The organism is Novosphingobium soli (assembly GCF_042432915.1).
GTDB classification, from domain to species: Bacteria; Pseudomonadota; Alphaproteobacteria; order Sphingomonadales; family Sphingomonadaceae; genus Novosphingobium; species Novosphingobium soli.
The window spans coordinates 74,423-98,053 of record NZ_JBHLWK010000013.1; the positions used below are offsets into that span (position 1 = coordinate 74,423).

At 69.2% G+C, this 23,631-nt stretch carries 20 protein-coding genes; 7 read left to right on the forward strand and 13 right to left on the reverse strand.

Translation table 11 applies throughout. From position 1 onward, the window contains the following. Positions 1–116: 116 nt before the first annotated feature. Positions 117–1,013 (reverse strand): SDR family NAD(P)-dependent oxidoreductase, encoded by an 897-nt coding sequence (locus ACFFJC_RS10915; protein WP_379487536.1) that lies wholly within the window; start codon positions 1,011–1,013, stop codon positions 117–119. A 155-nt stretch (positions 1,014–1,168) separates the two neighbouring features. Here ACFFJC_RS10915 and purS point away from each other — a divergent pair, with 155 nt between their 5' ends. Beyond that, a complete protein-coding gene (gene purS, locus ACFFJC_RS10920; RefSeq protein ID WP_379487537.1) occupies positions 1,169–1,405 on the forward strand; it encodes a phosphoribosylformylglycinamidine synthase subunit PurS in 237 nt (78 codons plus the stop codon). Further along, positions 1,405–2,082, forward strand: a complete 678-nt coding sequence (purQ, locus tag ACFFJC_RS10925) for a phosphoribosylformylglycinamidine synthase subunit PurQ (RefSeq protein ID WP_379487538.1) — start codon at positions 1,405–1,407, stop codon at positions 2,080–2,082. Before purS ends, purQ begins: the two co-directional genes overlap by 1 nt. Before the next feature lie 10 nt (positions 2,083–2,092). On the opposite strand, the gene ACFFJC_RS10930 is transcribed toward purQ, so the two are convergent. From ACFFJC_RS10930 to ACFFJC_RS10950, 5 genes are read right to left on the reverse strand one after another with little or no spacing between them, the layout of a single operon-like run. Beyond that, the gene (locus ACFFJC_RS10930) at positions 2,093–4,417 is read right to left on the reverse strand and encodes a putative bifunctional diguanylate cyclase/phosphodiesterase (protein WP_379487539.1); all 2,325 of its coding nucleotides are present in this window, start codon (positions 4,415–4,417) and stop codon (positions 2,093–2,095) included. Between the two features lie 60 nt (positions 4,418–4,477). Beyond that, positions 4,478–6,301 (reverse strand): glutamine--fructose-6-phosphate transaminase (isomerizing), encoded by a 1,824-nt coding sequence (gene glmS / locus ACFFJC_RS10935; RefSeq protein WP_379487540.1) that lies wholly within the window; start codon positions 6,299–6,301, stop codon positions 4,478–4,480. Positions 6,302–6,318: 17 nt separating this feature from the next. Continuing rightward, positions 6,319–6,687: a type II toxin-antitoxin system VapC family toxin gene (locus tag ACFFJC_RS10940; protein ID WP_379487541.1), complete on the reverse strand. Its 369-nt coding sequence runs from the start codon at positions 6,685–6,687 to the stop codon at positions 6,319–6,321. After that, the gene (locus tag ACFFJC_RS10945) at positions 6,684–7,046 is read right to left on the reverse strand and encodes a ribbon-helix-helix domain-containing protein (protein ID WP_379487542.1); all 363 of its coding nucleotides are present in this window, start codon (positions 7,044–7,046) and stop codon (positions 6,684–6,686) included. Before ACFFJC_RS10945 ends, ACFFJC_RS10940 begins: the two co-directional genes overlap by 4 nt. A 46-nt stretch (positions 7,047–7,092) precedes the next feature. Continuing rightward, a complete protein-coding gene (locus ACFFJC_RS10950) occupies positions 7,093–7,923 on the reverse strand; it encodes a TIGR00266 family protein (RefSeq protein WP_379487543.1) in 831 nt (276 codons plus the stop codon). A 197-nt stretch (positions 7,924–8,120) separates the two neighbouring features. Between ACFFJC_RS10950 and ACFFJC_RS10955 the strand changes: the two genes are divergently transcribed. Together ACFFJC_RS10955 and ACFFJC_RS10960 are read left to right on the forward strand one after the other, a co-directional pair. After that, complete coding sequence (locus tag ACFFJC_RS10955; RefSeq protein WP_379487544.1) at positions 8,121–8,840, forward strand: tetratricopeptide repeat protein; 720 nt, start codon at positions 8,121–8,123, stop codon at positions 8,838–8,840. Continuing rightward, positions 8,840–9,517 carry a tetratricopeptide repeat protein gene (locus tag ACFFJC_RS10960; protein WP_379487545.1) on the forward strand — a complete coding sequence of 226 codons (678 nt, stop codon included), beginning with the start codon at positions 8,840–8,842 and terminating at the stop codon, positions 9,515–9,517. Before ACFFJC_RS10955 ends, ACFFJC_RS10960 begins: the two co-directional genes overlap by 1 nt. A gap of 10 nt (positions 9,518–9,527) precedes the next feature. Here ACFFJC_RS10960 and glmU read toward each other — a convergent pair whose 3' ends face one another. Next, positions 9,528–10,895 (reverse strand): bifunctional UDP-N-acetylglucosamine diphosphorylase/glucosamine-1-phosphate N-acetyltransferase GlmU, encoded by a 1,368-nt coding sequence (gene glmU / locus ACFFJC_RS10965; protein ID WP_379487546.1) that lies wholly within the window; start codon positions 10,893–10,895, stop codon positions 9,528–9,530. A gap of 60 nt (positions 10,896–10,955) precedes the next feature. On the opposite strand from glmU, the gene ACFFJC_RS10970 reads away from it, so the two are divergent. Further along, positions 10,956–11,657: an HAD-IA family hydrolase gene (locus ACFFJC_RS10970; RefSeq protein WP_379487547.1), complete on the forward strand. Its 702-nt coding sequence runs from the start codon at positions 10,956–10,958 to the stop codon at positions 11,655–11,657. A gap of 71 nt (positions 11,658–11,728) precedes the next feature. Next, positions 11,729–12,607: an isocitrate lyase/PEP mutase family protein gene (locus ACFFJC_RS10975; protein WP_379487548.1), complete on the forward strand. Its 879-nt coding sequence runs from the start codon at positions 11,729–11,731 to the stop codon at positions 12,605–12,607. Between the two features lie 260 nt (positions 12,608–12,867). Here the strand turns inward: ACFFJC_RS10975 and ACFFJC_RS10980 are convergent, their stop codons facing one another. After that, the gene (locus ACFFJC_RS10980) at positions 12,868–15,711 is read right to left on the reverse strand and encodes a M16 family metallopeptidase (protein ID WP_379487549.1); all 2,844 of its coding nucleotides are present in this window, start codon (positions 15,709–15,711) and stop codon (positions 12,868–12,870) included. Positions 15,712–15,792: 81 nt separating this feature from the next. Then, positions 15,793–16,575 carry a phosphoribosylaminoimidazolesuccinocarboxamide synthase gene (gene purC / locus ACFFJC_RS10985; RefSeq protein ID WP_379487550.1) on the reverse strand — a complete coding sequence of 261 codons (783 nt, stop codon included), beginning with the start codon at positions 16,573–16,575 and terminating at the stop codon, positions 15,793–15,795. Between the two features lie 185 nt (positions 16,576–16,760). On the opposite strand from purC, the gene ACFFJC_RS10990 reads away from it, so the two are divergent. Further along, on the forward strand, positions 16,761–17,228 hold the full coding sequence (locus ACFFJC_RS10990; RefSeq protein WP_379487551.1) for a MaoC/PaaZ C-terminal domain-containing protein: 468 nt from the start codon (positions 16,761–16,763) through the stop codon (positions 17,226–17,228). A 13-nt stretch (positions 17,229–17,241) separates the two neighbouring features. Here the strand turns inward: ACFFJC_RS10990 and ACFFJC_RS10995 are convergent, their stop codons facing one another. From ACFFJC_RS10995 to ACFFJC_RS11010, 4 genes are all read right to left on the reverse strand, one after another. After that, complete coding sequence (locus ACFFJC_RS10995; protein WP_379487552.1) at positions 17,242–17,391, reverse strand: hypothetical protein; 150 nt, start codon at positions 17,389–17,391, stop codon at positions 17,242–17,244. A 62-nt stretch (positions 17,392–17,453) separates the two neighbouring features. Next, positions 17,454–19,328 (reverse strand): response regulator, encoded by a 1,875-nt coding sequence (locus ACFFJC_RS11000; RefSeq protein WP_379487553.1) that lies wholly within the window; start codon positions 19,326–19,328, stop codon positions 17,454–17,456. Beyond that, positions 19,318–20,184 (reverse strand): CheR family methyltransferase, encoded by an 867-nt coding sequence (locus ACFFJC_RS11005; RefSeq protein ID WP_379487554.1) that lies wholly within the window; start codon positions 20,182–20,184, stop codon positions 19,318–19,320. Before ACFFJC_RS11005 ends, ACFFJC_RS11000 begins: the two co-directional genes overlap by 11 nt. Positions 20,185–20,212: 28 nt before the next feature. Continuing rightward, complete coding sequence (locus ACFFJC_RS11010; protein ID WP_379487555.1) at positions 20,213–23,356, reverse strand: response regulator; 3,144 nt, start codon at positions 23,354–23,356, stop codon at positions 20,213–20,215. Positions 23,357–23,631: the final 275 nt, after the last annotated feature.

Sequence of the window (23,631 nt, forward strand, 5' to 3'; positions counted from 1 at the left end):
GCTCTGGCACGGGACGGCCGCCGGGCCCGGCCTGGACTGCACCAATTCGCTCGGGCCGTGCTTGTCGAAGCTCCCCGACACCCACCCCGCAGACAATGCTCGAGCGGGTCGCGCCGTCAGCCCGTCCCCCGCAACATGCGCAAGGCATGATGCGCCTGGTCCATGCCGGTCTCGAAGGCGTGGTCGCCGGAGCGGTCGGCGATGCGCGGCCAGGCGCGGGCGATGTCTTCGGCGGTGGCTTCGGGGAGCAGCAGGCCCTCGTTCATCGTGATCCACCCGCCCTGGAACACGCCGCCGCCGGCCGCCAGGATGGCGTCGGTCGGAGCCTCGGGCGAGACCAGGAACATCGCCGCAGGCACGACATGGGCGGGCTCGAAGGCCTTGTAGGCCTCTTCCGGGAAGATGTCGGCCGTCATCCGGGTGCCTGCGGTGGGCACGATCGTGTTGACGCGGATGTCGTACTTGGCGCCCTCCAGCCGCAGCGTGCGAGCCAGGCCGAGGACGCCCGCCTTGGCGGCGCCGTAGTTGGCCTGGCCGAAGTTGCCGCCGAGCCCGGTGGAGGAGGACGTCATCAGCACGCGGCCGTAGTTCTGCGCGCGCATCGTGTCCCACACCGCCTTGGTCGCGAAGGCGCTGCCCAGCAGGTGGACGCGGACGACCAGCTCGAAGTCAGCGGGGTCCATCTTGGCGAAGGTACGGTCGCGCAGGATGCCCGCGTTGTTGATAAGGACATGAATGCCGCCCCAGGCCTCGCGGGCGCGGGCCGCCATCGCTGCCATCTGGGCGTCGTCGGAGACGTCGCCGCCGTCGGCCATCGCCTCTCCGCCCGCGGCGCGGATCTCCTCGACCACGGCGAGAGCCGCTTCGGATTCGCCCGAGCCGTCCCGCGCCGCGCCCAGGTCGTTGACGACCACCCGGGCGCCGCGGCGGGCGAGCTCGAGGGCGTAAGCCCGGCCGAGCCCGTTGCCCGCGCCGGTGACGATGGCGACTTGGCCGGCGAAGGAGATGGTCATGGGTCGGAACTCCCGCGGCCCGGGCAAAGGCCGTTCAGGGCTGATGGCAGTTCGGACCTTGCGGTTCAATCTCCCGTTCAAACCTTGCCCCGGCGCGCCCGAGGAGTCATAGGCGCTTCCAACGAATCTGCGCCCGCTCAGCGAAAGGCCTTGCGATGAAAGTCCGCGTCCACGTCAGCCTCAAGCCCGGCGTCCTCGACCCGCAGGGGCGGGCGATCCACCACTCGCTGGAGGGGCTCGGCTTCGCCGGCGTGAACGATGTCCGCGCCGGCCGGCTGATCGAGCTCGACGTGGCCGACAGCGTCACCGACGCGGCGCTGGACGAGATGTGCCGCAAGCTCCTCGCCAACATGGTGATCGAGAACTACCGCGTCGAGAAGGTTGCCGCCTGATGGCCTTCAACTCCGCCGTCATCACCTTCCCCGGCTCCAATTGCGACCGCGACATGGCGGTGGCGCTGGAGAAAGTCTCGGGCACCGCGCCGCACCGCGTCTGGCACGGGGACAGCGCGCTGCCCGAGCGACTGGACTTCATCGCCGTGCCCGGCGGCTTCTCCTATGGCGACTACTTGCGCTGCGGCGCCATCGCCTCGCGCTCGCCGATCATGCAGGCGGTGGTGGCGGCGGCAGAGCGCGGGGTTCCGGTGCTCGGCGTGTGCAACGGCTTCCAGGTGCTCACCGAAAGCGGCTTGCTGCCGGGCGCGCTGCTGCGCAACTCGGGCATCCGCTTCGTGTGCCGCGAGGTAGGGCTCGAGGTCGTCAACGCGCAGTCGCTGTTCACCGCGGCCTACGAGGCGGGTCAGGTGATCCGCGTGCCGGTGGCGCATCATGACGGCAACTACTACGCCGACGATGCCACGCTCGACCGCCTGGAGGGCGAGGGCAGGGTGGCCTTCCGCTACGCCGAGGAGGTCAACGGCTCGGCGCGCGGGATCGCGGGCGTGCTTAACGACGCCGGCAACGTGCTGGGCATGATGCCGCACCCCGAGCGGGCGATCGAGACCACGCACGGCGGCACCGATGGCCGTGCCTTGTTCGAGAGCGCGATCAAGGGACTGGTGGGCGCTTGACGAGCCCGTGTCAGGCGGCGCTCTGGCCCGAGGGTAGCGCCCGCTCGCGGAACAGCACTTGCGCGTCCCGTCCGGTCATCGGGCGGCCGAACAGATAGCCCTGGATCTTGCGGCAACCGAGCTGGCGGATGATCTCGACCTCCTTTTCGGTCTCCGCGCCTTCCGCGGTGGTGGACATCCCCAGGCTGTCGGCCATGGCGACGATGGCGCGGATGATGGCCAGGCTCTCGCGATTGCCGGCGGCTGCGCCCTGCACGAAGGAGCGGTCGATCTTGATCGTCGAGAAGCGCATGCGGCGCAGGTATCCCAGCGACGAATAGCCCGTCCCGAAGTCGTCGAGCGCCACCCCGCAGCCCAGAGCGATCACCTGGTCCAGCGCCGCCCGGGCCGGCGCATCGTCGCGCAGGAAGACGCTTTCGGTCACCTCGATCTCGAGCCGGTGCGGCGGCAGCCCGGTGCTCGTCAGCGCGTTCGCCACGGTCGAGGCGAAGTTGCCGTCGTGCAGCTGCTCGCCCGAGACGTTGACGGCGATGCGCACGTGCGCGGGCCAGTTGGTGGCCTCCCGGCAGGCCTCGCGCAGGACCCATTCGCCGATCGGCACGATCAGCCGGGTGTCCTCCGCCAGCGGGATGAACTTGGCGGGACTGACCGAGCCATGGTCAGCGCTGTCCCAGCGCAGCAGCGCCTCGAACCCGACGACCCCCTCCGTCCCGGCATCCACGACCGGCTGGTAGGCCATCCGCATCTCGCCACGGCCGAGCGCGCGCCTCAGCGCCGCTTCCAGCTTCCGGCGCTCGTCGGCATGGGCGTGGAGCACCGGTTCGTAGGTGCAGTGCACATTGCCGCCGACGTCCTTGGAGCGGTAGAGCGCAAGGTCGGCATTGCGCATGATCTTCTCGGCGGTGGCGCCGTCGCGCGGGCCGACGGCCGAGCCGACCGAGACGCCGACGAACAGCGTGTGGCCGTCAACCTCGTAGGGTTCCGAGAGGCGTTCGATCACCCGGCGGGCGACGCGCTCCACCGCATCGGGCCCGGCCGCATCGCGCAGCACCACGGCGAACTCGTCCCCCCCGAGCCGGCCGCACAGCGCGTCCTCGCTCATCTCGGCCTTCAGCCGTTCGGACACGCGGGCCAGGAGCTGGTCGCCGACGTGGTGGCCGAGCGTCTCGTTCACCGCCTTGAAGCGGTCGAGGTCGATCATGAGCAGGGCGCAGCGAGTCCGCCATTTGGCTGCATGGTCGAGCGCAGATGCGAGCGTCTCGGTCAGCATCAGGCGGTTAGGCAGGCCGGTGAGCGTGTCGTACCGGGCCAGCCAGGCGATCTTGTCGGAGTTCTCGCGCGCTTCGGTCACGTCCGAGCCGACCCCGCGGAAGCCTTGGAACAGCCCCTGTTCGTCGATGCGCGGGGTGCCGGAGAGCTCCCACCAGCGGGTCTGGCCGCCGATCTCGACACGCACCAGCAGGTTGGAGAAATGCTCCCGGCGCTTGAGCCGCTCCGCAAGCTCCCGCAAGCTGGGCGGGAACACTCCCGTGTCCCAGGCGGACCCGGCGATGAGCTGGACGAGCGGCTGGCCCTCCGCCTGCGCGGCCTGGCGCCCCAGCGCGAAGGCGAAGCGCGGGGAAACCGAGCGGACGCGGCGCGCGGGATCGACCTGCCAGAGCCAGTCCGCCTCGCCCTCCTCGAACTCGCGCAGGAGGAGCGAGACGACCTCGTCCTTCTCGGCCATCGCGGCCTCGGCCCGGCCGGCAGCGATCCGTCTGCGCGTGGAATCGACCGTGGCGAAGACCAGGGCGAGCAGCGAGAGCAGGGCGATCGCGGCGGTGTCCCAATGGCCGGAGATCAGGAAGAACGCCGCCGCCGACCCACCGGCGACGCAGGAGAACACGAGGGTGGCGATCGGCACGGCGGCCGGTAGGATGGCGGAGACCGTCGTCAGCATGGTCAGCACCGCCCAGAGCTTCACCTGCGTCTGGCCGTCGACGAAGGAGCCGAAGCCGGCCAGCGGCAGGGCCCAGGCGATCCCGGCGGCCAGAGCGGCAGCGACGGGATGACGCGCCTCCGGCGGGGAAAGCCGGCGCGTGTCCGCCGCCGCCAGCGCGCGGTCGACGCGCCAGGCATAGACCTGCGCCGCAGCCGCCAGCGCGATCCATGCGAGCACGGCGAGCGTGGGAACCCGGCCATAGAGGAGCACGACGGTGGCCAGCGCGGCCGCAGCCTGGGCCAGCATGCGCAGCGGGGCAGAACGCCGCGAGGCGGGATCGTGCAACGCGCCGAGCACGGCAAGAGCGGGCAGGTCCTGCGGCAGGGCCTGGCGGGCGGGCGAGCTCGGGGTCACCCGGCTTCGATATCGGTCGAATGGTTACCGGCAGGTAAAGCCTGATCGGGCAAGTGCAGCCTATTCGACGGTAACGCTCTTGGCCAGATTGCGCGGCTGGTCGACGTCGGTGCCCTTCACGCAGGCCACGTGGTAGGCCAGCAACTGAACCGGAACGGCGTAAACCAGCGGGGCGATCAGCGGGTGGACGCGCGGCATCTCGATGGTGGCGATGCAGCCGTCGCCCGCTTCGGCGATGCCCGCCGCGTCGGAGATCAGGACGACCTTGCCGCCGCGCGCGCGGACTTCCTGCATGTTGCTGACGGTTTTCTCGAACAGCGGCCCCGAGGGGGCGAGCACGATGACCGGCACCGCCTCGTCGATGAGGGCGATGGGTCCGTGCTTCATCTCGCCCGAGGCGTAGCCTTCGGCGTGGATGTAGCTGATCTCCTTCAGCTTCAGCGCGCCTTCCAGGGCGAGCGGATAGTCCGGGCCGCGCCCCAGGTACAGCACGTCGCGCGCCGGAGCGATGAGGTGCGCCATCGCGGCGATCTCCTCGTCGTGGTCGAGCGCGGCGTTCAGGGTGGCGGGCGTCTCCAGCAGGTGCTGCACCACCTCCATCTCCTCGGAGCGCGCCATGCGGCCGCGCTTCACCGCCAGATGCGCGGCGAGGGCGGCCAGCACGGCGAGCTGGCAGGTGAAGGCCTTGGTGGAGGCGACGCCGATCTCCGGCCCGGCATGGGTGGGCAGCAGCAGGTCCGCCTCGCGCGCCATGGTGCTGGTCGGGACGTTGACGACCACCGCGATGGTCTGCCCTGCCGCCTTGCAGTGGCGCAGCGCCGCGAGCGTGTCGGCGGTTTCCCCCGACTGCGAGATGAACAGAGCCAGCCCGCCGTCCTCCAGCACCGGGTCGCGATACCGGAACTCGGAGGCGACGTCGATGTCGACCGGCAGGCGCGCGAAGGTCTCGATCCAGTACTTGGCCACCATGCCGGCGTAGTAGCTGGTCCCGCAGGCGACGATGGTGATGCGGTGGATGGCGGAGAGGTCGAAGTCGATCTGCGGCAGCGCCACCGACTGGTCGACCTGGCGCAGGTACGAGCGCAGGGTCTGAGCCACCACGGTCGGCTGCTCGAAGATCTCCTTCTGCATGAAGTGGCGGTAATTGCCCTTCTCGATCGCCACCGCGGACGCGCCCGAAGTGACGATCTCGCGGGTCACCTGGTTGTTCTGCGCGTCGTAGATCTGCGCCCCGTCCCGGGTGATGACCACCCAGTCGCCCTCGTCGAGGTAGGTGATCTTCTGAGTGAGCGGGGCCAACGCCAGCGCGTCGGAGCCGAGGTAGGTCTCGCCGTCGCCGTAGCCGACCACCAGCGGCGAGCCGAGGCGGGCGCCGATCAGCATGTCGGGGAAGCGGCGGAAAGCGATGGCCAGCGCGAAGGCGCCGCGCAGCTGGGGCAGGACGGCCTTCACCGCATCCTCGGGAGACGCGCCGGCCTCGACCTGCTCGGAGACGAGATGCGCCACCACCTCGGTATCGGTCTGGCTCTCGAACGTGCGGCCGCGCGCCTCCAGGGCCTGGCGCAGCGGCTTGAAGTTCTCGATGATGCCGTTGTGGACGAGCGCCAGCTCCGTCGTGGCATGGGGGTGGGCATTGGCCGCCGTCGGTGCGCCGTGGGTGGCCCAGCGGGTATGGGCGATACCGGTCTCGCCCGGCGCCGGATCGCGCGCGAGCTCCTTGACCAGGTTGAACAGCTTGCCCTCGGCGCGGCGGCGCACCAGACGGCCCTCGTCGATGGTGCAGACGCCGGCACTGTCGTAGCCGCGATACTCCATGCGCCGGAGGCCGTCGACCAGCCGGTCCGCCACGTCTTCCTTGCCGACGATGCCGATGATGCCACACATGAGAGGAATGCTTTCGATCAGAGAGTGTAAGGAACGCGGATGCCCGGCATGCTGGCCGGGAAATCCTTGATGTTGCGGGTCACGAGGATGCGCTGGCGCACCTGCGCCGAGGCGAGGATGATCGCGTCGGGAAGTCTCAGCTTGGGGCGCTCTCGCCGCAGTGCCGCGGCATGCCGCGCGATCTCGGCGTCGATCTCCTCGATCAGGAAGCCCGAAAGGAACGTCTCCACGATCCGCAGGGTGCCGCCCGGCTCCTTGGAGAGCACTTCGGTCCAGACCATACGGCTGATGCAGGGGCGATCGACACGCGCGATCTCGGCATGCGCAGCGGGCACTCCGTTGAGCGCGTCGATCAGGATGTTGCTGTCGAACGAATAGCCGCTCATGCCGCGGGCGGCGCCCCGGCGCCTCCGCTGGCGAGGTGGCGGGCGCGCTCGCGATCATCATCCTCGTCGAAGAGGTCGGGGAACTCGGCCTTCACGTCTTCGTAGTCGTCGTCCCACGGCCGCGTCCAGGACGCGCGCTCGCGGCGTTGCCATTCGACCGGATCGCCGATGTCTTGGCGCTCCTTCCAGATGCCGAACGCCTGGTCGAGCCAGCCCTTGCCACTGGCGGGCTGCGCCTGGGCCTTGTAGGTGGCCACGGCTTCGCGCAGCACCGCCGCGCGCGACTGGCCGAGCTCGAGCGCGCGGGCATCCAGCCAGCGGATGTCCTCGTCGGGCAGGTCGGCCAGGATGCGTGTCATGATATCGCGATATCATATCGCGATATCATCGGCAAGCCGTCGCGCGTCAGTCGCCGTCGATGAAATCACCGAGCGAGCCCAGCAGGGAACCTTCGCCGCGGCTCTGCCCACCGCGCGCGCCCGCGGCGGCGAGCATGCGACCGGCGAGACGGGAGAAGGGCAGGGACTGGATCCACACCTTCCCGGGCCCGCGCAGCCGGGCGAAGAACACGCCTTCGCCGCCGAAGATCATCGACTTGACCGAGCCCGCGCGGACCACGTCGAATTCGACGCTGGGCTGGAACGCGGCGACGCAGCCGGTGTCGACGTGCAGTTCCTCGCCGGGGCGCAGCTCGCGTTCGATCACCGTGCCGCCCATCTGGACGAAGACCCAACCGTCGCCTTCCAGCTTCTGCATGATGAAGCCTTCGCCGCCGAACAGGCCGGTCATGATGCGCTGCTGGAAGTGGATGCCGATGGACACGCCGCGCGCCGCGCAGAGGAACGCGTCCTTCTGGCAGATCAGCCGTCCGCCCACGTCGTCCAGCTTGATCGGCAGGATCGCGCCCGGGACGGGGGCTGCGAACGAGACGCGGGCCTTGCCCCGGCCGCGGTGCGTGAACACGGTCGTGAACAGGCTTTCCCCGGTGACGAGGCGCTTGCCCGCACCGAGCAGCTTGCCCATGAAGCCGCCGCCCTGGTCGGCCGAGCCGTCGCCGAAGACGGTCGTCATGTCGATATCGGCGTCCTTCCAGACCATCGCGCCGGCCTCGGCCACTGCGCTTTCGCCCGGATCGAGCTCGATTTCGACGAACTGCAGTTCCTGGCCCTTGATCTCGAAGTCGACATCGTCGGCGAGCGACGAATTGCGAGTGTGGCTCCAGGGGCTGTTGGCCATAGCGTATCTCCGTATCGGGGCCCGATCTTCGGTCCCTTGCGATGAACGACGGTTTGATTTCGCCGAGATGACTTGTCAAACCGCCCCGGTCGGATAATCCTTGGTGTTCAACGAACACCGTCTGACGATCGGCCCGCACGCACCGGGTTCGGCACAGACCGGCGCATGAGCGGTGTTCCGGGAGAGGAAAAGCACCGATGAACGCTCGTATTGCGTCTGCACTCCTGGTCTCGCTGTCGCTGGCGGGAACCGCGCACGCCGGCCCCCTGCAGACGGCGCCCCAGGCCCGGCTCGTCGCCGTCGCCTTCGACCCGGCGGCGCGGGTCACGGAAACCCGGTTCGATGCGGCGGGCCATGTCGCGCAGGGCTACGACCTTCTCCGCAAGGGCAAGCAGGCGCAGGCCGTGGAGCTGTTCGACAAGGTGATCGCCGATGCCGACCGTCGCCTGGCGGGAGACCTGCGTCCCCGGCTGTGCCGGGATGGCGGCGCCGATGCGCCCGACGCGGTGCAGGTCGATGCGGCCTTGTGCGAGGCCCATTTCGGCAAGGGCTTCGCGTTGATCGACCTGGGCCGCGGCGACCTGGCCGAGGCGGAGCTGCGGCAGGCCTCGCAGATGGCGCCGCGCAACGCCCACTTTGCCAACGAATACGCCGAACTGTTCAAGGCGCGTCGCTCGTGGGAGCGCAGCCACGAGCTGTTCGCGCATGCCTGGTCCGTGGTCGACAAATCCACCTCCGGCCCCGACGCCTCGGTTGCGGCGCGTGCGCTGCGCGGCATGGGCTACACCAAGGCGGCGATGGGCCAGTACGACGAGGCGGAGGCGCTCTACCGCCAATCCTTGCAGTACGATGCGCGCAGCGAAGTCGCGCGGGTGGAACTCGGCAACATCGCGCGCAAGAAGGCGATCGGCTCCTGATGCGGATCGCCCGCGGCGCGCGCTGGGTCACCGGTGCCGCGCTGCTGGCGAGCGCGGCGGGCCTCGGCGCCGAGCCGCAGGACCCGCGGCTGGTCGAGATCGTGGGCCTGATCCGTGAGGGACGGCAGGCAGAGGCCGTGGCCCGCGCCGATGCGATGATCGCCGGGTTTGCGGCGGAGCAGCACGCGCGGGACGTGTCGTACTACTGCAACCGCGATCGCGGAGGCGTAGCCAACCTGATGGGCGCGGCGCGCCAGGGCGCGAAGGTCGATCTTGCGCCGGAGGCCTGGTGCGAGGCGCTCTTCGCCAAGGGCTTCGCGCTCACCGACCTCGGGCGCTTCGACGAGGCCGGGGCAGCGCTGTCGCAGGCGGTGGCGATGGACCCGACCAACCCGCACTTCCGCAACCAGTACGGCGATATCCTGCGCCTGCGCGGCGACGCTGCAGGAGCCATCGCCCAGTACCACCAGGCCTACGACCTTGCAGCGGCGGACGGCGGCGAGATCACGGGCCGCATGGCGACGCGCGCTTTGCGCGGTCTCGCCCTCGCCAGCGAGAGCCAGGGCGATCTTGCCGCGGCTCAGAGCTATTACGAGGCGCTGCTCCAGCAGGACGCTCAGGACGGCGCGGCGCGGGCGAAGCTGGCTGACATCGTCCGCAGGCGGGCGGGCGGGTAGGCGGGCGGCCTCAGCCGTCCTTCTCGACCTTTTTCTTCTTCATCGCATCGTGGAAGCGGTCTGCCCAGCCGGGCTTGACCAGTTGCTCTCCGCGGACGAGGCGCAGCTCGCCGTCGGCGACGTCGCGGGTCACGGCGCTGCCGGCGGCGACGATCGCGTCGGCACCGATCCTGACCGGGGCGACCAGCGCGCTGTTCGATCCGATGAACGCGCGCTCGCCGATCACCGTCCGGTGCTTGAAGTAGCCGTCGTAGTTGCAGGTGATCGTGCCCGCCCCGATGTTGGCGCCGGCGCCGATCTCGGCATTGCCCAGGTAGGTCAGGTGGTTGGCCTTGGCACCTTCGCCCAGCACCGCCTGCTTCATCTCGACGAAGTTGCCGACCTTCGAGCCCCGCTTGAGCACGGCGCCGGGCCGCAGCCGGGCGAAAGGCCCGATGGCGACGCCGCTCTCCAGCGTCGCCCCTTCCAGGTGCGAGAAGGCGTGGATCGTCACGTCGTCGGCGACCGTAACGCCGGGACCGAAGACGACGTTCGGCTCGATCGTGACGTCGCGGCCGAGCTGCGTGTCCCAGGCGAAGTACACCGTCTCCGGCGCGACCAGCGTGACGCCTTCCGCCATCGCGAGGGCGCGGCGCCGGTGTTGCCAGCGCGCTTCCGCCTCGGCCAGCTCGCCGCGGCTGTTGATGCCGCCCACCTCGTCCGGATCGTCGGTGACGATGACCGCGCAGGCGCGGCCTTCCAGCGTCGCGATGTTGACGATGTCGACCAGGTAGTACTCGCCCTGGCTGTTCTCGTTGCCGACCTTGGCGAGGAGGTCGAACAGGTCGGCCGACTTCACCGCCATGAGACCCGAGTTGCACAGCCGGCAGGCGCGCTGTTCCTCGGTGGCGTCCTTGTACTCGACCATCATGGCGATGCGCCCGTCGTCATGCGCAAGGACGCGGCCATATTGGAGCGGCTCGGCCGGTTCGAAGCCCAGCACCACGACGGCAGGGGCATCCTCTGCGTGAAGGCGGGCGATCATCGCGCGCATCGTCTCCGGCCGCACGAAAGGCACGTCGCCGTAGAGGATCAGCACGTCTCCGTCGAAGCCCGCCAGCGCCGCCTGCGCCTGCTGCACCGCGTGGCCGGTGCCGAGCTGCGGCTCCTGCACCGCGATCGCGGCGCGGGTGCCGAGCGCCTTTTCCAGCTGCTCGCGCCCGTGGCCGGCGATCACCACCTGGCGCTCGGGCGCCAGTTCGCGCGCGCTCGCCAGCAGGTGGTCCAGCATCGGGCGCCCGGCGATCGGGTGAAGGACCTTGTGCAGGTCGCTCTTCATGCGGGTGCCTTTGCCGGCGGCGAGGACGACGATGGCGAGGGGGCTGCTGGCAAAAGTCATGGGTGCCCTCCTGCCAGCAAAGTCTTGCGGTTTCCACCACAAGACGCCACTGCCGGGAAGATGAGCGCGTTCCCCTTCCAGATTGTCGGCTTCGATCTCGATGGAACGCTCGTCGACAGCCACGGCGACCTGGCGCATGCGGTCAACCATGCCCTGGCGCAGGAGGGTCGGGCACCCGTCGCCCCGGCGCAGGTGCGCGCCATGATCGGCGGCGGCGCCCGCAAGATGCTGGCAAAGGCGCTCGCCACCACGGGCGGGCCCGTGGCAGACGCCCGCTTCGAGGAGCTGCACGACGCGCTCCTTGCGTTCTACGAGGACAACATCGCGGTCGAGACGCGGCTCTTTCCGGGCGGCGCAGCCATGCTCGACGCGCTGGCCGTGCGGGGCGTCCGGATCGCCGTCGTCACCAACAAGCTGGAGCGGTTCGCGCGCAAGGTCTTGGCCGACTTGGACCTGTCCAACCGCTTCTTCATCGTGATCGGCGGAGACACGCTCGGGCCCGGCCGCGCCAAGCCGCGGCCCGACCTGCTGAACCTGATGGTGGAGCGCTGCGGCGGGGGCAGGGCTGCCTACGTCGGAGACAGCACCTACGACACGCGGGCCGCCGCGGCGGCCGGGATCCCGTGCGTGGCGGTGAGCTTCGGGTTCAACGACGTGCCGCCGGCCGAGATGGGCGCCGACGCGGTGATCGCCCATTTCGACGAACTGGTCCCGGTGCTCGAGAGCGTCGGCTTGCGCAACGCCCCGCCGATAACCGTCTGAGGCAAGCGGGCGCGCTTGCCAGTACCCGGCCATCGTGCAAGCCCTCGCTCAAAGAGGGAGACGGAAGAGCGATGCCGACACCGGGTGAAAAGCTGCGTGCGCTGATCGAGAATGGCGAGCATTTCGTGGCCGCCGAGGCTTACAGCGCGCTGACGGGACGGATCGTCGAGCACGTCGGCTTCAAGGCCGCGTACTTGGGCGGGCATGCCTGCTCCGCCTTCCACTATGCCATTCCCGACAACGGCATCTTCAGCCAGATCGAGCAGATCGAGCAGGCCGGCCGGATCGCGCAGGCCATGAACATCCCGCTCGTGGCCGACGCGGACACGCTTGGAGAGACGGTGGCCGACGCCTATCGCTTCACCCGCATGTACGTGGCGGCGGGGATCGCCGGCTACCATGTCGAGGACGAGGTCAATCCCAAGCATTCCAAGCACGTCAACGGGCTGTGCCGGATCGAGGAGATGCAGGCGCGGATCGAAGCGGGGGTGAAGGCGCGCGGCGATTCCGGGCTGGTCATCATCGCCCGCTGCGACGAGCTCTACACCAGCGAGAACGGCGGCGGCGGCACCGGCTCGATCGAGGAGGCGATCCGGCGCGGCCGGGCCTATGCCGAGGCGGGTGCCGACGCCATCGTCTTCGCCAGCGCGCCACCGGCCCAGCAGGCCGAAGTCATCCCGCACATGACCATCCCCGTCTGCACGCTCGGCTTCAACCTGCCCGACACGGCCTTCACGCTGTCGACCGGGTGGGGCTGGGTCTCTGCCGCCGTCAACCACCTCAAGATGGCGCGCGAGCTGATGGAGACCGGCTCGGTCGCCAGCGCCATGAACGCCTTCGCCAACTTCCCCGAGAAGTACGACCTGATCGACCAGGCGCTGTACGACGATCTCATCGTCGACTGGGCCTCGCGGATGGACAAGCCGACGCGCCCCAATCACGCGCGGTAGGAGCCGTGATTCAATGCGGGCGTAACCCAGGGTCCGCGTCCAGACGCAAGCGTCATGGGGCCGCAAAGGGTGGTGACCTGCCGAACCAACGCTGCCCGCTCAGGCTGCGCTTGTCGAAGCCTGCGAGCATCGCGCCACCTCCCGGGGCCTTCGACAAGCTCAGGCTGAGCGGTCTGAGAGTTGTGTACAAGGCGGCCACACCGCAACCGATTGCTCCGCGTCGCGACGGGCGGATCTCGCCCGTGCAAGCATGCGGGACATTAGCTCTCCGACCGCGCCGGCGCGGCATCCTTCGGCAGCACCAGCACTTCCACGCCGGCATCGGGCGCAAGATAGCGGCGCGCCACGGCCTGGATGTTCGCAGGGGTGATCGCTGCCAGGCGCCGGGCCGACTCCTGGAACCGGTCGATCCGGTCCGGCTGCGACTGGGCGCGGGCGACCAGCGCCATCCAGCCGCCGTTGCCCTTGAGCGCATTCTGCAGCCCTTCGACGAGCGGTTGGCGGGCACGACGCAGGATATCCTCGCTGACGGGCGCCGCTCGCAATTCCCGCACCACCTGGTCAATGGCCGCGCGCGTGGCGGGCACTTCGGCCACGTCGACGGAAGCGTTTACGGCGAAGACCCCGTAGCCCTTCCAGGCGCGCGAGAGAGAACTCGACGCCGATGGCGAATAGGCCTTGCCCAGTGCCTCGCGCAGCTGGTCCGTCAACTCGACGCGCATGACCCGTTCGAGCAGTTCGAGCTGCAGCGCCTCCACGGGATCGGAATCGTCGCGGGTCGGCCAGGTCACCCGCAGCAGGGCCTGATCCGAGGGCCCGGTGTGCCGGACCACGCGCGGCGAGCGATTCGCGGTGAAGCGGCGCGGCGGCTGGTCGGCGTAGCTCCGAAAGGCCGGTTCCCGCGCGGGCAGGGCGCCGAAGGTGCGCGCCACCAGCGCGATCGCGGCGTCCTCGTCGATGTCGCCGACGATCCCGATCTCCAGGGCGCCGTGGGCCAGCCGGTCGCCGATGTCCTGCTTCAGCTGCGCGTAGGAGAGGTGGCGGTATTCTTCCACCTGGCCGAGCGAGAACCGGGGGTCGCCGTCGCTCAGGATTTCGCCCAGGTGCGCCTCCAGGGCCGATCCCGGCGTCGCGCCGAGCTGCGCGAAGTAGTTGTTGATGGCCTGGCGGTAGCGGACCTCGCCCTCCGGGCGGTAGCCCGGGTCCGTTACCAATGCGGCGAGCAGCTGGAGCTGGATCTCCAGGTCGCGCGGCGTCGTGGCCACGCGGGAATCGAAGCTCGCCTCCCCGCGCGAGAGGCCAAGGCCCACGGTGCGGCCCGCGAGGATCGTGTCGAGTTCGTCGCGGCTGTGGCGGCCGAGCCCGCCATCGTCGAGGTTCGGCGTGAGCTGCGTGGCATGCGGGTTGGCGCGGGTGTTGAGCATGTCCCCGCCGTCGATCGCGAGGCTGACGCGGATGCGGTCCTTCTCCAGGTCGGTTTTCTTCAGGTTGAGCATCACGCCGTTGACGAAGCGCACCTGCCGGATGCTGAGATCGGGCCTGCGGCTGTCCGCGATGATCGCACCCGGCGCGCCGAACTCGGTATAGGCGAAGTCCGTGGCGGCGACCGGCGCCTCGGGATCGATCTTCGCGCGCATGACGCGCAGCCATGCGGCGCGCAGGGCCGCCTCACCGCCGGTGGGCGACCGGCGCCCTTGAAAACGGATCAGCGGACGGTCGAGCGGCAGAGCCTGGCGGCGCAGCGCCGCGCGGATCGCCGCAGGCGTGATGTGCGGCGCAAAGCCCTCGAAGCGTTCGAGGGCCGATTTTGGCGTCGAGGGCACCATATCGTCATCGACGAGCGATAGCGCGAGCTGCGCCAGCACCGCGTTGCTGCGGGTGTCGGCCGCAGCGGCGGCGTTGACGATGCCGGTGCGGACCTGTGCCACCTGTTCGGCAACTTCCGCATCGGAGAACCCGTAGGCGAGAGCGCGGCGGTACTCGCGGCCCGCGGCTTCCAGCCCGGCCTCCCACTTGCCGTCGACCGTATCGACGATAAGACGGGTCGAGCGTCCCGCCTCGAACACGTCGCCCGTGCCGAACCCGGCACCGCGGAACGGCGGCTCCGCGGTACGCGCAAGCCGCTGCAGGCGGCGGTTGACGATGTCGTACCCGATCGAGCGCAGCAGCGTCTCGCGGCGCTGGGCAACCGAATCCCGCTCGTCCCGCCAGGCGCCGTTGGCCTGCACCGTCACCCGTTCGGACAGGGCCGGGTCGAGGTGGATCGCCGTGCGGTCCCGGTCCTTGGCACGGATCGGCCCTGCGTCGGGCTGGGGCTCTGCCGCTCTCGCCCGCCAGTCGTTGAAGTGGCGGATGATCCCGGCTTCGACGGCGGCCACGTCGAAGTCGCCCACGATGACCAGCGTGGTGTGCCCCGGCACGTATTCGCGCTCGTAGAAGGCCCGCAGCGTGGCCGCGTCAGCGGCCGCGAGCGTCTGCGCGGTGCCGATCGGAAACCGGCGCGCGTAACGCGCCTGCGGGTAGAAGAAGAGCGCGGAATCGATCGCGTTGCGCAGCGCCCAGGAATTGCGGTCCCGCATCTCCGCCAGCACCACGCCGCGCTCCCGGTCGACGGCGGCTTGCGAGATCGCCAGCTCGCTCGCGGTCTCGCGCATCAGCATGAGCGCGGTGTCGAGCAGGGCCGGGTCGTTGCGGGGCAGGTCGAGCTTGTAGAGCGTGCGATCGAAGCCGGTGGAGGCGTTGGTGTCGGCACCGAAGGCAAGGCCTTCGCGCTCCAGCAGGGGGATCATCTGCCCCTCGGGCACCCGGCGCGACCCGTTGAAGGCCATGTGCTCGACGAAGTGGGCGTATCCCTGCTCGGCATCGGATTCGTCGAGGGAACCCGCCTCCACGTCCATGCGCACGATCGCCGTTCCCGCCGGGGTGGCATTGCGCCGGATCACGTAGCGCATGCCGTTGTCCAGGCGGCCGAAGCGGAAGCTTGGGTCGACCGGGATGTCACTGTGCTCGAAAGCCCAGGTGACGGCGTCGCGGGAAGGCTTGTCCCTGGCGGCCAGCGGCGCGGGCGCCAGCACCAGGAGAAGCGCGATCAGAAAACCTCTCATCGCGCAGATCAGTGCCAATCCGTTGGGAGGATGGCAAGGGCTGCATCGCCGTCCCTAGAGCGCCCCGGGACGGCGGAAACCTTACTTGCCGCGCAGCTTGCGGTGCTTGGAGAGGTCGAGCACTTCGCTCGGTCCGCCGTCGTCCTGGAGCAGGCCGAGGCGGCGGGCGACTTCCTGGTAGGCCTCTTCCTCACCGCCGAGGTCGCGGCGGAAGCGGTCCTTGTCCAGCTTCTCGCCGGTGACCATGTCCCACAGGCGGCAGCCATCGGGACTGATCTCGTCCGCCAGGATCACGCGGCTGTAATCGCCGTCCCAGATGCGCCCGAACTCGAGCTTGAAGTCGACGAGGCGGATGTTGATCGCCGCGAACATGCCAGCCATGAAGTCGTTCACGCGGATCGCCATGGCGGCGATGTCCTGCATCTCGTCGTGGTTGGCCCAGCCGAAGCAGGCGATGTGCTCTTCGGCCACCATCGGGTCGCCCAGCGCGTCGTCCTTGTAGTAGTACTCGATCAGCGTGTGCGGCAGCATCTCCCCCTCGGGGATGCCGAGGCGCTTGGAGATGGAGCCCGCGGCGACGTTGCGCACGACCACCTCGATCGGGATGATCTCGACTTGGCGCACCAGCTGCTCGCGCATGTTGAGGCGGCGGATGAAGTGGTTCGGCACGCCGATGTGGTTCAGGCGCGTGAACACGTACTCGCTGATGCGGTTGTTGATGACGCCCTTGCCCTGGATGGTGCCCTTCTTCTGGGCATTGAAGGCGGTGGCGTCGTCCTTGAAGTATTGGATCAGCGTGCCGGGCTCCGGGCCTTCGTAGAGGATCTTGGCCTTGCCTTCGTAGATCTGGCGGCGACGGGACATGCGCGTGGTCCTTGAAACGGTCGAAAGAGCAAACCCCGGCACGATCGAGCCGCGATGGCGACTGGAAGGCCGGGGCTTTGGCCGGGCATATAGTGCAAGCGGGGTCAAAAGCAAACTGCACGAAGGTGGCTTGGTCGCGCGGGCCCGGCCGTGCAGGATGGCGGCGGCACGGATGGGAGCGCGCGATGACGGGGCTGGCCGAGAGCACGATAGCGGAGTGGATCGCGGACCTGGTAGATCGTCCGGTCGTCTCGGGCTGGGTGCTGGTGGACGATGCCATGATCTCGGGCTTCGCGGACGTCACCCGGGATTGGAACTTCCTGCACGTCGATGCGCCCGCGGCGCAGGCGGCGGGCATGGAGCGCACGATCGCGCACGGGTTCCTCACCTTGTCGCTGATGTCGCCGATGCGCATGGCGGCTGGGTTGAAGCCATGCCCCGGCATGCGGATGGCGATGAACTACGGGCTCGACAAAGTGCGCTTCCTCGCGCCCGTCCATGCGGGCGACCGGGTTCGCGGGTGTTTCACGACCGTCGGGATCGTCGAGTCGCAGCCGGGTCGCTATCGCGAGACCGTGGAGGTTGTGGTGGAGATCGAGGGGCAGGAGCGGCCCGCGCTGGTGGCGACCTGGCTGGCCCTCTACGTCACATGAGGGCCGGGCGCCGTCACCACCGGCCCAGGAGGCGCTGAAGGATCCCCGGGGTCTCCATCGGGCGGATCGGCCCGTAGATCCGGCGACGCAGCACCGGGTCGAGCGAGGGGCGGCCCATGCTCGAGCGGCGCGTTCCATCGGTGCGTTCGTGCTGCAAGGCCATGGCGGTGCTCCCTGACGTTCCCATGGGGCAAATGCCTCGGGCCGCGAAAGGTTGCCTGCCGCCTAGCGCTCCGCCGTCGCCTCGGTGCGCATCTCGGCCGCCAGGAGCGCGAGCATGGCGCGCACGTCGGCGACGACGAAGGGCTTGCCGAGCATGGGCCGGGATGCGTGGGCGGTGGGCAAGTGCTCACGGTCGTAGCCGCTCACGAAGGCGAACGGCGTCCCCGCCGCCGCAAGCGCCTCGCCGACGGCGTCGATCGGTTCGCCGTTGAGATTGCCGTCCAGAAGCGCGATGTCTGGCCGGCTCTCGCGGATGATTGCCAGCGCCTGCTCGCACGAGGTGGCCGGCCCCAGCGCAATGGCACCTGCGTCCTCGATCTCCATCATCAGTTCCATCGCGACCAGCGGCTCGTCCTCCACCACGAGGATGCGCACGGGCGGCAGGGTAAGGCTTTGTGCTGCGTCCTCCCTCGCCGGCTCCAGGGGCGCAGGCAAAGGGGCCGGTGCCGGGTCTCGGGTCGGCTTGCCGACCTTGGGCGACGAGGGTTTCGGCGCCACGCCCGCGTGGAGGACCAGCGGCAGCACCAGCGTCCAGCGAACCCCTTCGGGGGCGAAATCGGAGGTGATGCGCGCGCCGTCGGCGGCCATGCTGTGCTCGATCAGCGTGGAGCCGAAGCCGCGGCGCTCGGGCGGGGAGACACGCGGGCCGCCGCGCTCCAGCCATTCCATCGAAAGCACGTCGGCCTCGCGCGTCCACGCCAGGCGCACGGTGCCGGTGGCATTGGACAGCGCCCCGTACTTGTGCGCGTTGGTCGCCAGTTCGTGGAAGATGAGCGAGAAGCGCAAGGCCAGCTCGGGCGGCAGGTCGATGTCCGGGCCTTCGAGCAGCAGCCGGTCCTCGCTCACCGTGCCGATGGCCACGTGGTCCGCGATCAGGCGGCGCAGCCCGGCGCTTTCCCACGTCGTGGCGCTCAGCATCGAATGGGCGCGCGAGAGCGCCTGGATGCGGCCGGTGAAGGCGTCCTGGAACTCCTTGTGCGACCGTGCATGGCGGAAGCCCTGCGAAGCGATCGCCTGGACCGTCGCAAGCGTGTTCTTGACCCGGTGGTTGAGCTCGCCGATCAGCAGCCGCTGCGTCTCGTCCGCACGGCGGCGCTCGGTCACGTCGAGCATCTCGATCATGACGCTGCCGGGCCGCAGGCCGCTGCCCGCGAGCGAGGAACAGTACCACTCGCCTTCGCGCAGAGCGCCGTCATGGCGGCGGTAGCGGTGCTCCTGCAGGGCCCGCCGGTCGCCGCCGTCGAGCAGGTCGGCCATGCCGGCCAGGAACGCGGCGCGCGTGTCGGCGGGAAGGAAAGGCGCGTCCGACAGCGCCATGCCGAGCATCTCCGCGGCCGGGTAGCCCAGCGCCCGCTCGGCGCTCTTGTACCAGCTCACGATCCGCATGGAGGAATCGATCTCCAGCACCGCCAGCGGCGAATTGTCGCCATGCGCGCGCAGGCGCCCCAGCGCGGCGCCGAGCTCGTCGCGCTGGAAGGCGATCTCGCGCCGCTGGCGCGCCAGCTCGACGAAGACCGCGACCTTGGAGTTGAGGATGGTGATGTCGAGCGGCTTGAGCAGATAGTCCACCGCGCCCGCCTCGAAGCCGCGGAACCGGCGCCGCTCGTCGGTCGCCACCGCGGTCAGGAAGATGATGGGAACGCTGCGGGTGCGCTCGGTCCCGCGCATCAGCTCGGCGAGTTCGAAGCCGTCCATTTCCGGCATCTGCACGTCCAGCAGCGCCAACGCGAAGTCGTGCCGGAGCAGGAGCTCCAGCGCGTCGAACCCGGACGCGGCGGTGACGAGCTCGACGCCCGACTGGTCGAGCGCGGCCTCCAGCGCGACGAGGTTCTCGCGGATATCGTCCACCGCGAGGATCTTGAGAGGCTCATTCGGCAAGGGCGGCCTCCTGTGTTTCGACGTTGGTGCGGCGCCAGATCTTCTCTCGCGGTACGAAGTCCACGAAGCTGTCGGACTGGTTGGAGAAGCTGATCGTCTCCTTCGAGCCGAGGCCCAGGAACCCGCCCGGAGGGAGCGAGCGGGCGAACAGGCCGAGTGCGCGGTCCTGCAGCGACCGGTCGAAGTAGATCAGCACGTTGCGACTGGACACCAGCTGCACTTCCGAGAACACCGCGTCGCTGGCGAGGTTGTGGTCGGCGAACACCGCGCGGCGGCGCAGCGTCGGATCGAAGCGGGCGACGCCATAGCTGGCGGTGTAGTAGTCGGACAAAGAGCCGGCGCCCCCCGCCTCGAGATAGTTGCGGGAAAAGCCGGCGATCCGCTCGACCTCGAAGATGCCCGCCTCGGCGCGGGTCAGCGCGGCACGGCTGATGTCGGTGCAGTAGAAGAGCGTGCGGTCCTCCAGGCCCTCCTCCCGGAACAGGATCGCCAGCGAGTAGAACTCCTCGCCGTTGGCGCAGCCGGCCACCCAGACCTTGATCGATGGCCAGGTGCGCAAGTGCGGAATGACGTCCTCGCGGATGGCGCGGAAATAGCCGGGATCGCGGAACATCTCGCTGACCTGTATGGTCAGGAAGCCGATCAGTACGGGCAGGCTCTGGGGATCGTGGAGGATGCGGTCGAGCAAGCCGGAGAGGTGGGTACAGCCGAAGTGGAGCTGTGCGCGCTCCAGCCGCCGCAGCAGCGAGGCGCGCGAGTAGTCGCGGAAATCGTACTGGTAGCGCCGCCATATGGCCTCGACGATGAGGTCGAGCTCGATGTCTTGGAGGCTGTCGTCGCTGCGGATGACCATCATAGGGCGACACCGCTGGCCCGTCCTGGCGTCATCGCGGCATCCACACGCGTACGAGGCTCAGCAGCTTCTCGACGTCGAGCGGTTTCGACAGATAGTCGTTGGCGCCGGCGTCGAGGCACTCGCGATGGTCGCGCTCCATCGCCTTGGCTGTGAGCGCAATGATTGGCAGGCCTGCCCACTGCGGGTTCTTGCGGATCTCCCGCATGCAGGTGAGGCCATCCATCTCCGGCATCATGACGTCCATCAGCACGAGGTCCACCGGCGTGCCGTCGCTGTCGGCGATGCGGGCCAGTTCGCCCAGCGCCTCGACACCGTTGCGCGCGATCCGTACCGAGACACCGTGCGGCTCGAGCACCGAGGTGAGCGCGTAGACGTTGCGGATGTCGTCCTCGACGACGAGCACCTGCCGGCCCTCCAATGCCTGGTCACGGCCCAGCGAGCGGGCGAGCAACTGCTGCTTTTCGGCGGGCAGGTCGGAGACGACCTGGTGCAGGAACAGCGTCACCTCGTCCAGCAGGCGCTCGGGGCTCTTCGCGCCTTTGACGATGATCGACTTGGAGTAGCGCCGCAGCCGCATCTCCTCCTCGGGCGACAAGTCGCGCCCGGTATAGACGATGACCGGCGGGAAGCCGACGCTCTCGTCGTGGGAGAGCCTTTCGAGCAGGTCGAGCCCCGACATGTCCGGCAGGTTCAGGTCCAGCACCATGCAGTCGAACGTCTCTTCACCCAGGCGGCCGAGGCATTCGGCAGCGGAATGCACCTCGACCGTCTCGACATCGCGCGAGGCGAGCAGCAGATGGATCGCCTCTGCCTGCTGGGCGTCGTCCTCGACCACCAGGACACGGCGCAAGCGCTGCGCCATGCGCGCTTCCAGGCCTTCCAGCATGTCGACCAGCGTGTCGCGGCCCACCGGCTTGAACAGGTATCCGATCGCGCCGCTGGCAAGCGCCGCATTGTCGTCGTGGTCGGCCGAGACGATGTGGACGGGGATGTGCCGCGTGCGCGCGTCGCGCTTGATCCGGTCCAGCACCGAGAGACCGGTGTGATCGGGCAGGTGGAGGTCCAGGATCACGGCATGGGGCAGGTACTGCCGCGCCAGCAGCGCACCTTCGTCCGCCGTCCCGGCGACGAGGCAGGCGAAGCCCACCTCGTGCGCCAGGTCGGAGAGGATGCGCGCGAAGGCGGGGTCGTCCTCCACGATGAGGAGGACGCGCGAATCGCCGGTCAGCGTTTCGCGGTCGTCGGGGACCGCGGCAGCGCGGCGGGCGCCGCCCAGCTTGGGGCGGGAAGGCGCCGCCGTCGTCGCGGGGAGGCCGGCGCCAAAGGTCGTGCCGGAGCCGGAGCTGGAGCCACCTGAGACCGGCGCCCGCTCGGGCTCGGCGGCGCGGTCGAACCGTTCCGGCAGGGTGAGGGTGAAGGCGCTGCCCTGGCCCAGAGTGCTCTGCACCGCAATGGTACCGCCCAGCAGGCGCGACAGTTCGCGGGAGATGGAGAGACCCAGGCCGGTCCCCCCGTACTTGCGCGCGATGCCGCCGTCGGCCTGGCGGAATGCTTCGAAGATCGCGTCCTGCTGGTCCTCGGCAATGCCGGTCCCGGTGTCGCGGACCGTGAACGCCAGGCGATCGCCCGCGCGGGTCACGGCGACCTCCACATGCCCGCGCTCCGTGAACTTGATGGCGTTGGACAGGAAGTTCTTGAGAACCTGCTCCAGGCGCAGCGCGTCGGTCTCGACGTCGGCAGGCAGGTCCGCCGCGGTGTCGATGCGCAGGTCCAGCCCCTTGCTGGCGGCCGCGGCCGAGAAGCCGTCCCGCAGCTTGGCCAGCAGGGCACGGATCGAGACCGGGCGCGGGTCCAGCTCCAGCTTGCCCGCCTCGATCTTGGAGATGTCGAGCACGTCGTTGATCAGGGCCAGCAGGTCGTTGCCGGACGTCTCGATCGTCTCGGCGTAGCGGACCTGCTCGCCGCTCAGGTTGCCGGCGCGGTTCTCCGCCAGGAGGCGGGCCATGATGAGCAGCGAGTTGAGCGGCGTGCGCAGTTCGTGGCTCATGTTCGCCAGGAACTCGGACTTGTAGCGGCTGGCCTGCTCCAAGTCCTCCGCCTGGCCTCGCAGCAGTGCCTGGGCGCGGGTGAGTTCGTCGCGCTGCGCTTCGAGGGAGGTGGCCTGCTCCTCCAGCTGCGCGTTCGAGCGCTCGAGCTCGGCCTGCTGCTCCTCCAGCTGCGCCTGCGAATGCAGCAGGGCCTTGCTCTGCGCTTCCAGCTCGTCGTTGGTGGTGCGCAGTTCCTCACCCTGGTTCTGCAGCTCCTCGGCCTGTTGCTGGGTCTCGGCCAGCAGGCGCTCGAGCCGGGCACGATATTTGGCCGCGCGCAGCGAGAGCCCGGCCGAGCCGGAGACCATGTCCAGGAAGCGCTGGGCGTCGTCAGGCCGGGCCTCGGGCACGTCGAGGAAGCCCAGCTCGATCACCCCGTTGACCTTGCCGTCGAGGTTCGTGGCGCCGAGGACAAGGCTTTCGAGCGGGGCCTGGCCGAGCGTGGTCCCGAAGGTGAGGTAATGTGCGGGTGCGCCGAGAACCTTGCGTGTGCGCCCATCGCGCATGACTTCGGCAAGCAGCCCATCCGAGGGGGCGAGCGTGTCGGGGACTGCCGCACTGGCCGGGACGCCGTAGCTTGCAGTCCGGCCGAACGTGCCGTCCTCGTTCACGTAGATGACCGCGGCGGCCGCGCCGAAGCGATCGGCGAAAAAGGCGACGAGCCGCTGGCTCAGCTCGGCAAGGCTGAGATTGCCCGCGATCTCGCGGGCGAGCCGCGCCTCGCTCTCGCGCATCCACTGGAGCTCGCGTGCCGCGTTGCGATAGGCGATGAAGGCGGCACCGATCCCCGCGAGCAGCAGGTTGGTGATGGTGCCCAAGGTGCGGTTGACCAGGGCGGTCTGCTGGGAGACGCCCTCGGGCGCCAGGTGGTAGCCTACGATCACCAGCAGCGTTGCGGTCACCGCCACCCAGATCGGCGTGAACCGGTGCGGCGCCAGATAGGCCAGCACCGTGGGCACGAGATAGATGACCCAGATGGACGTCCCGAGCGGAAGCTGCGTGTCTGCGAGAAACGTCAGGCCGATCAGGACGGGGAGCAGGATGTAGAGAAAGATCGAAGGGTTGATTCCGCGCGCCGTCGCCATTGTGCATCTCGCGAGGGTACGCCGTGCCTGTGGAAACGCCCCCTCACCATGCGATCCCGGATCGGGCATATCAACGCGCGCGAACTTAGAAGGTTCCCGTAAGCATCGCATTTTTTCCTGACAGCCAGGATCGATCAAGGTGGGGGCGGAAAGCTTCCTTAAGGGATTCTCTGTTAGGGCGCCGGAATCATCGGATAAATCCGAGTTCGGGTCTGATCTCTACATGCGTCACGCTTCCCTGTTCCCAGTCGGGCTGCGCCGGGACACCGGCGGTA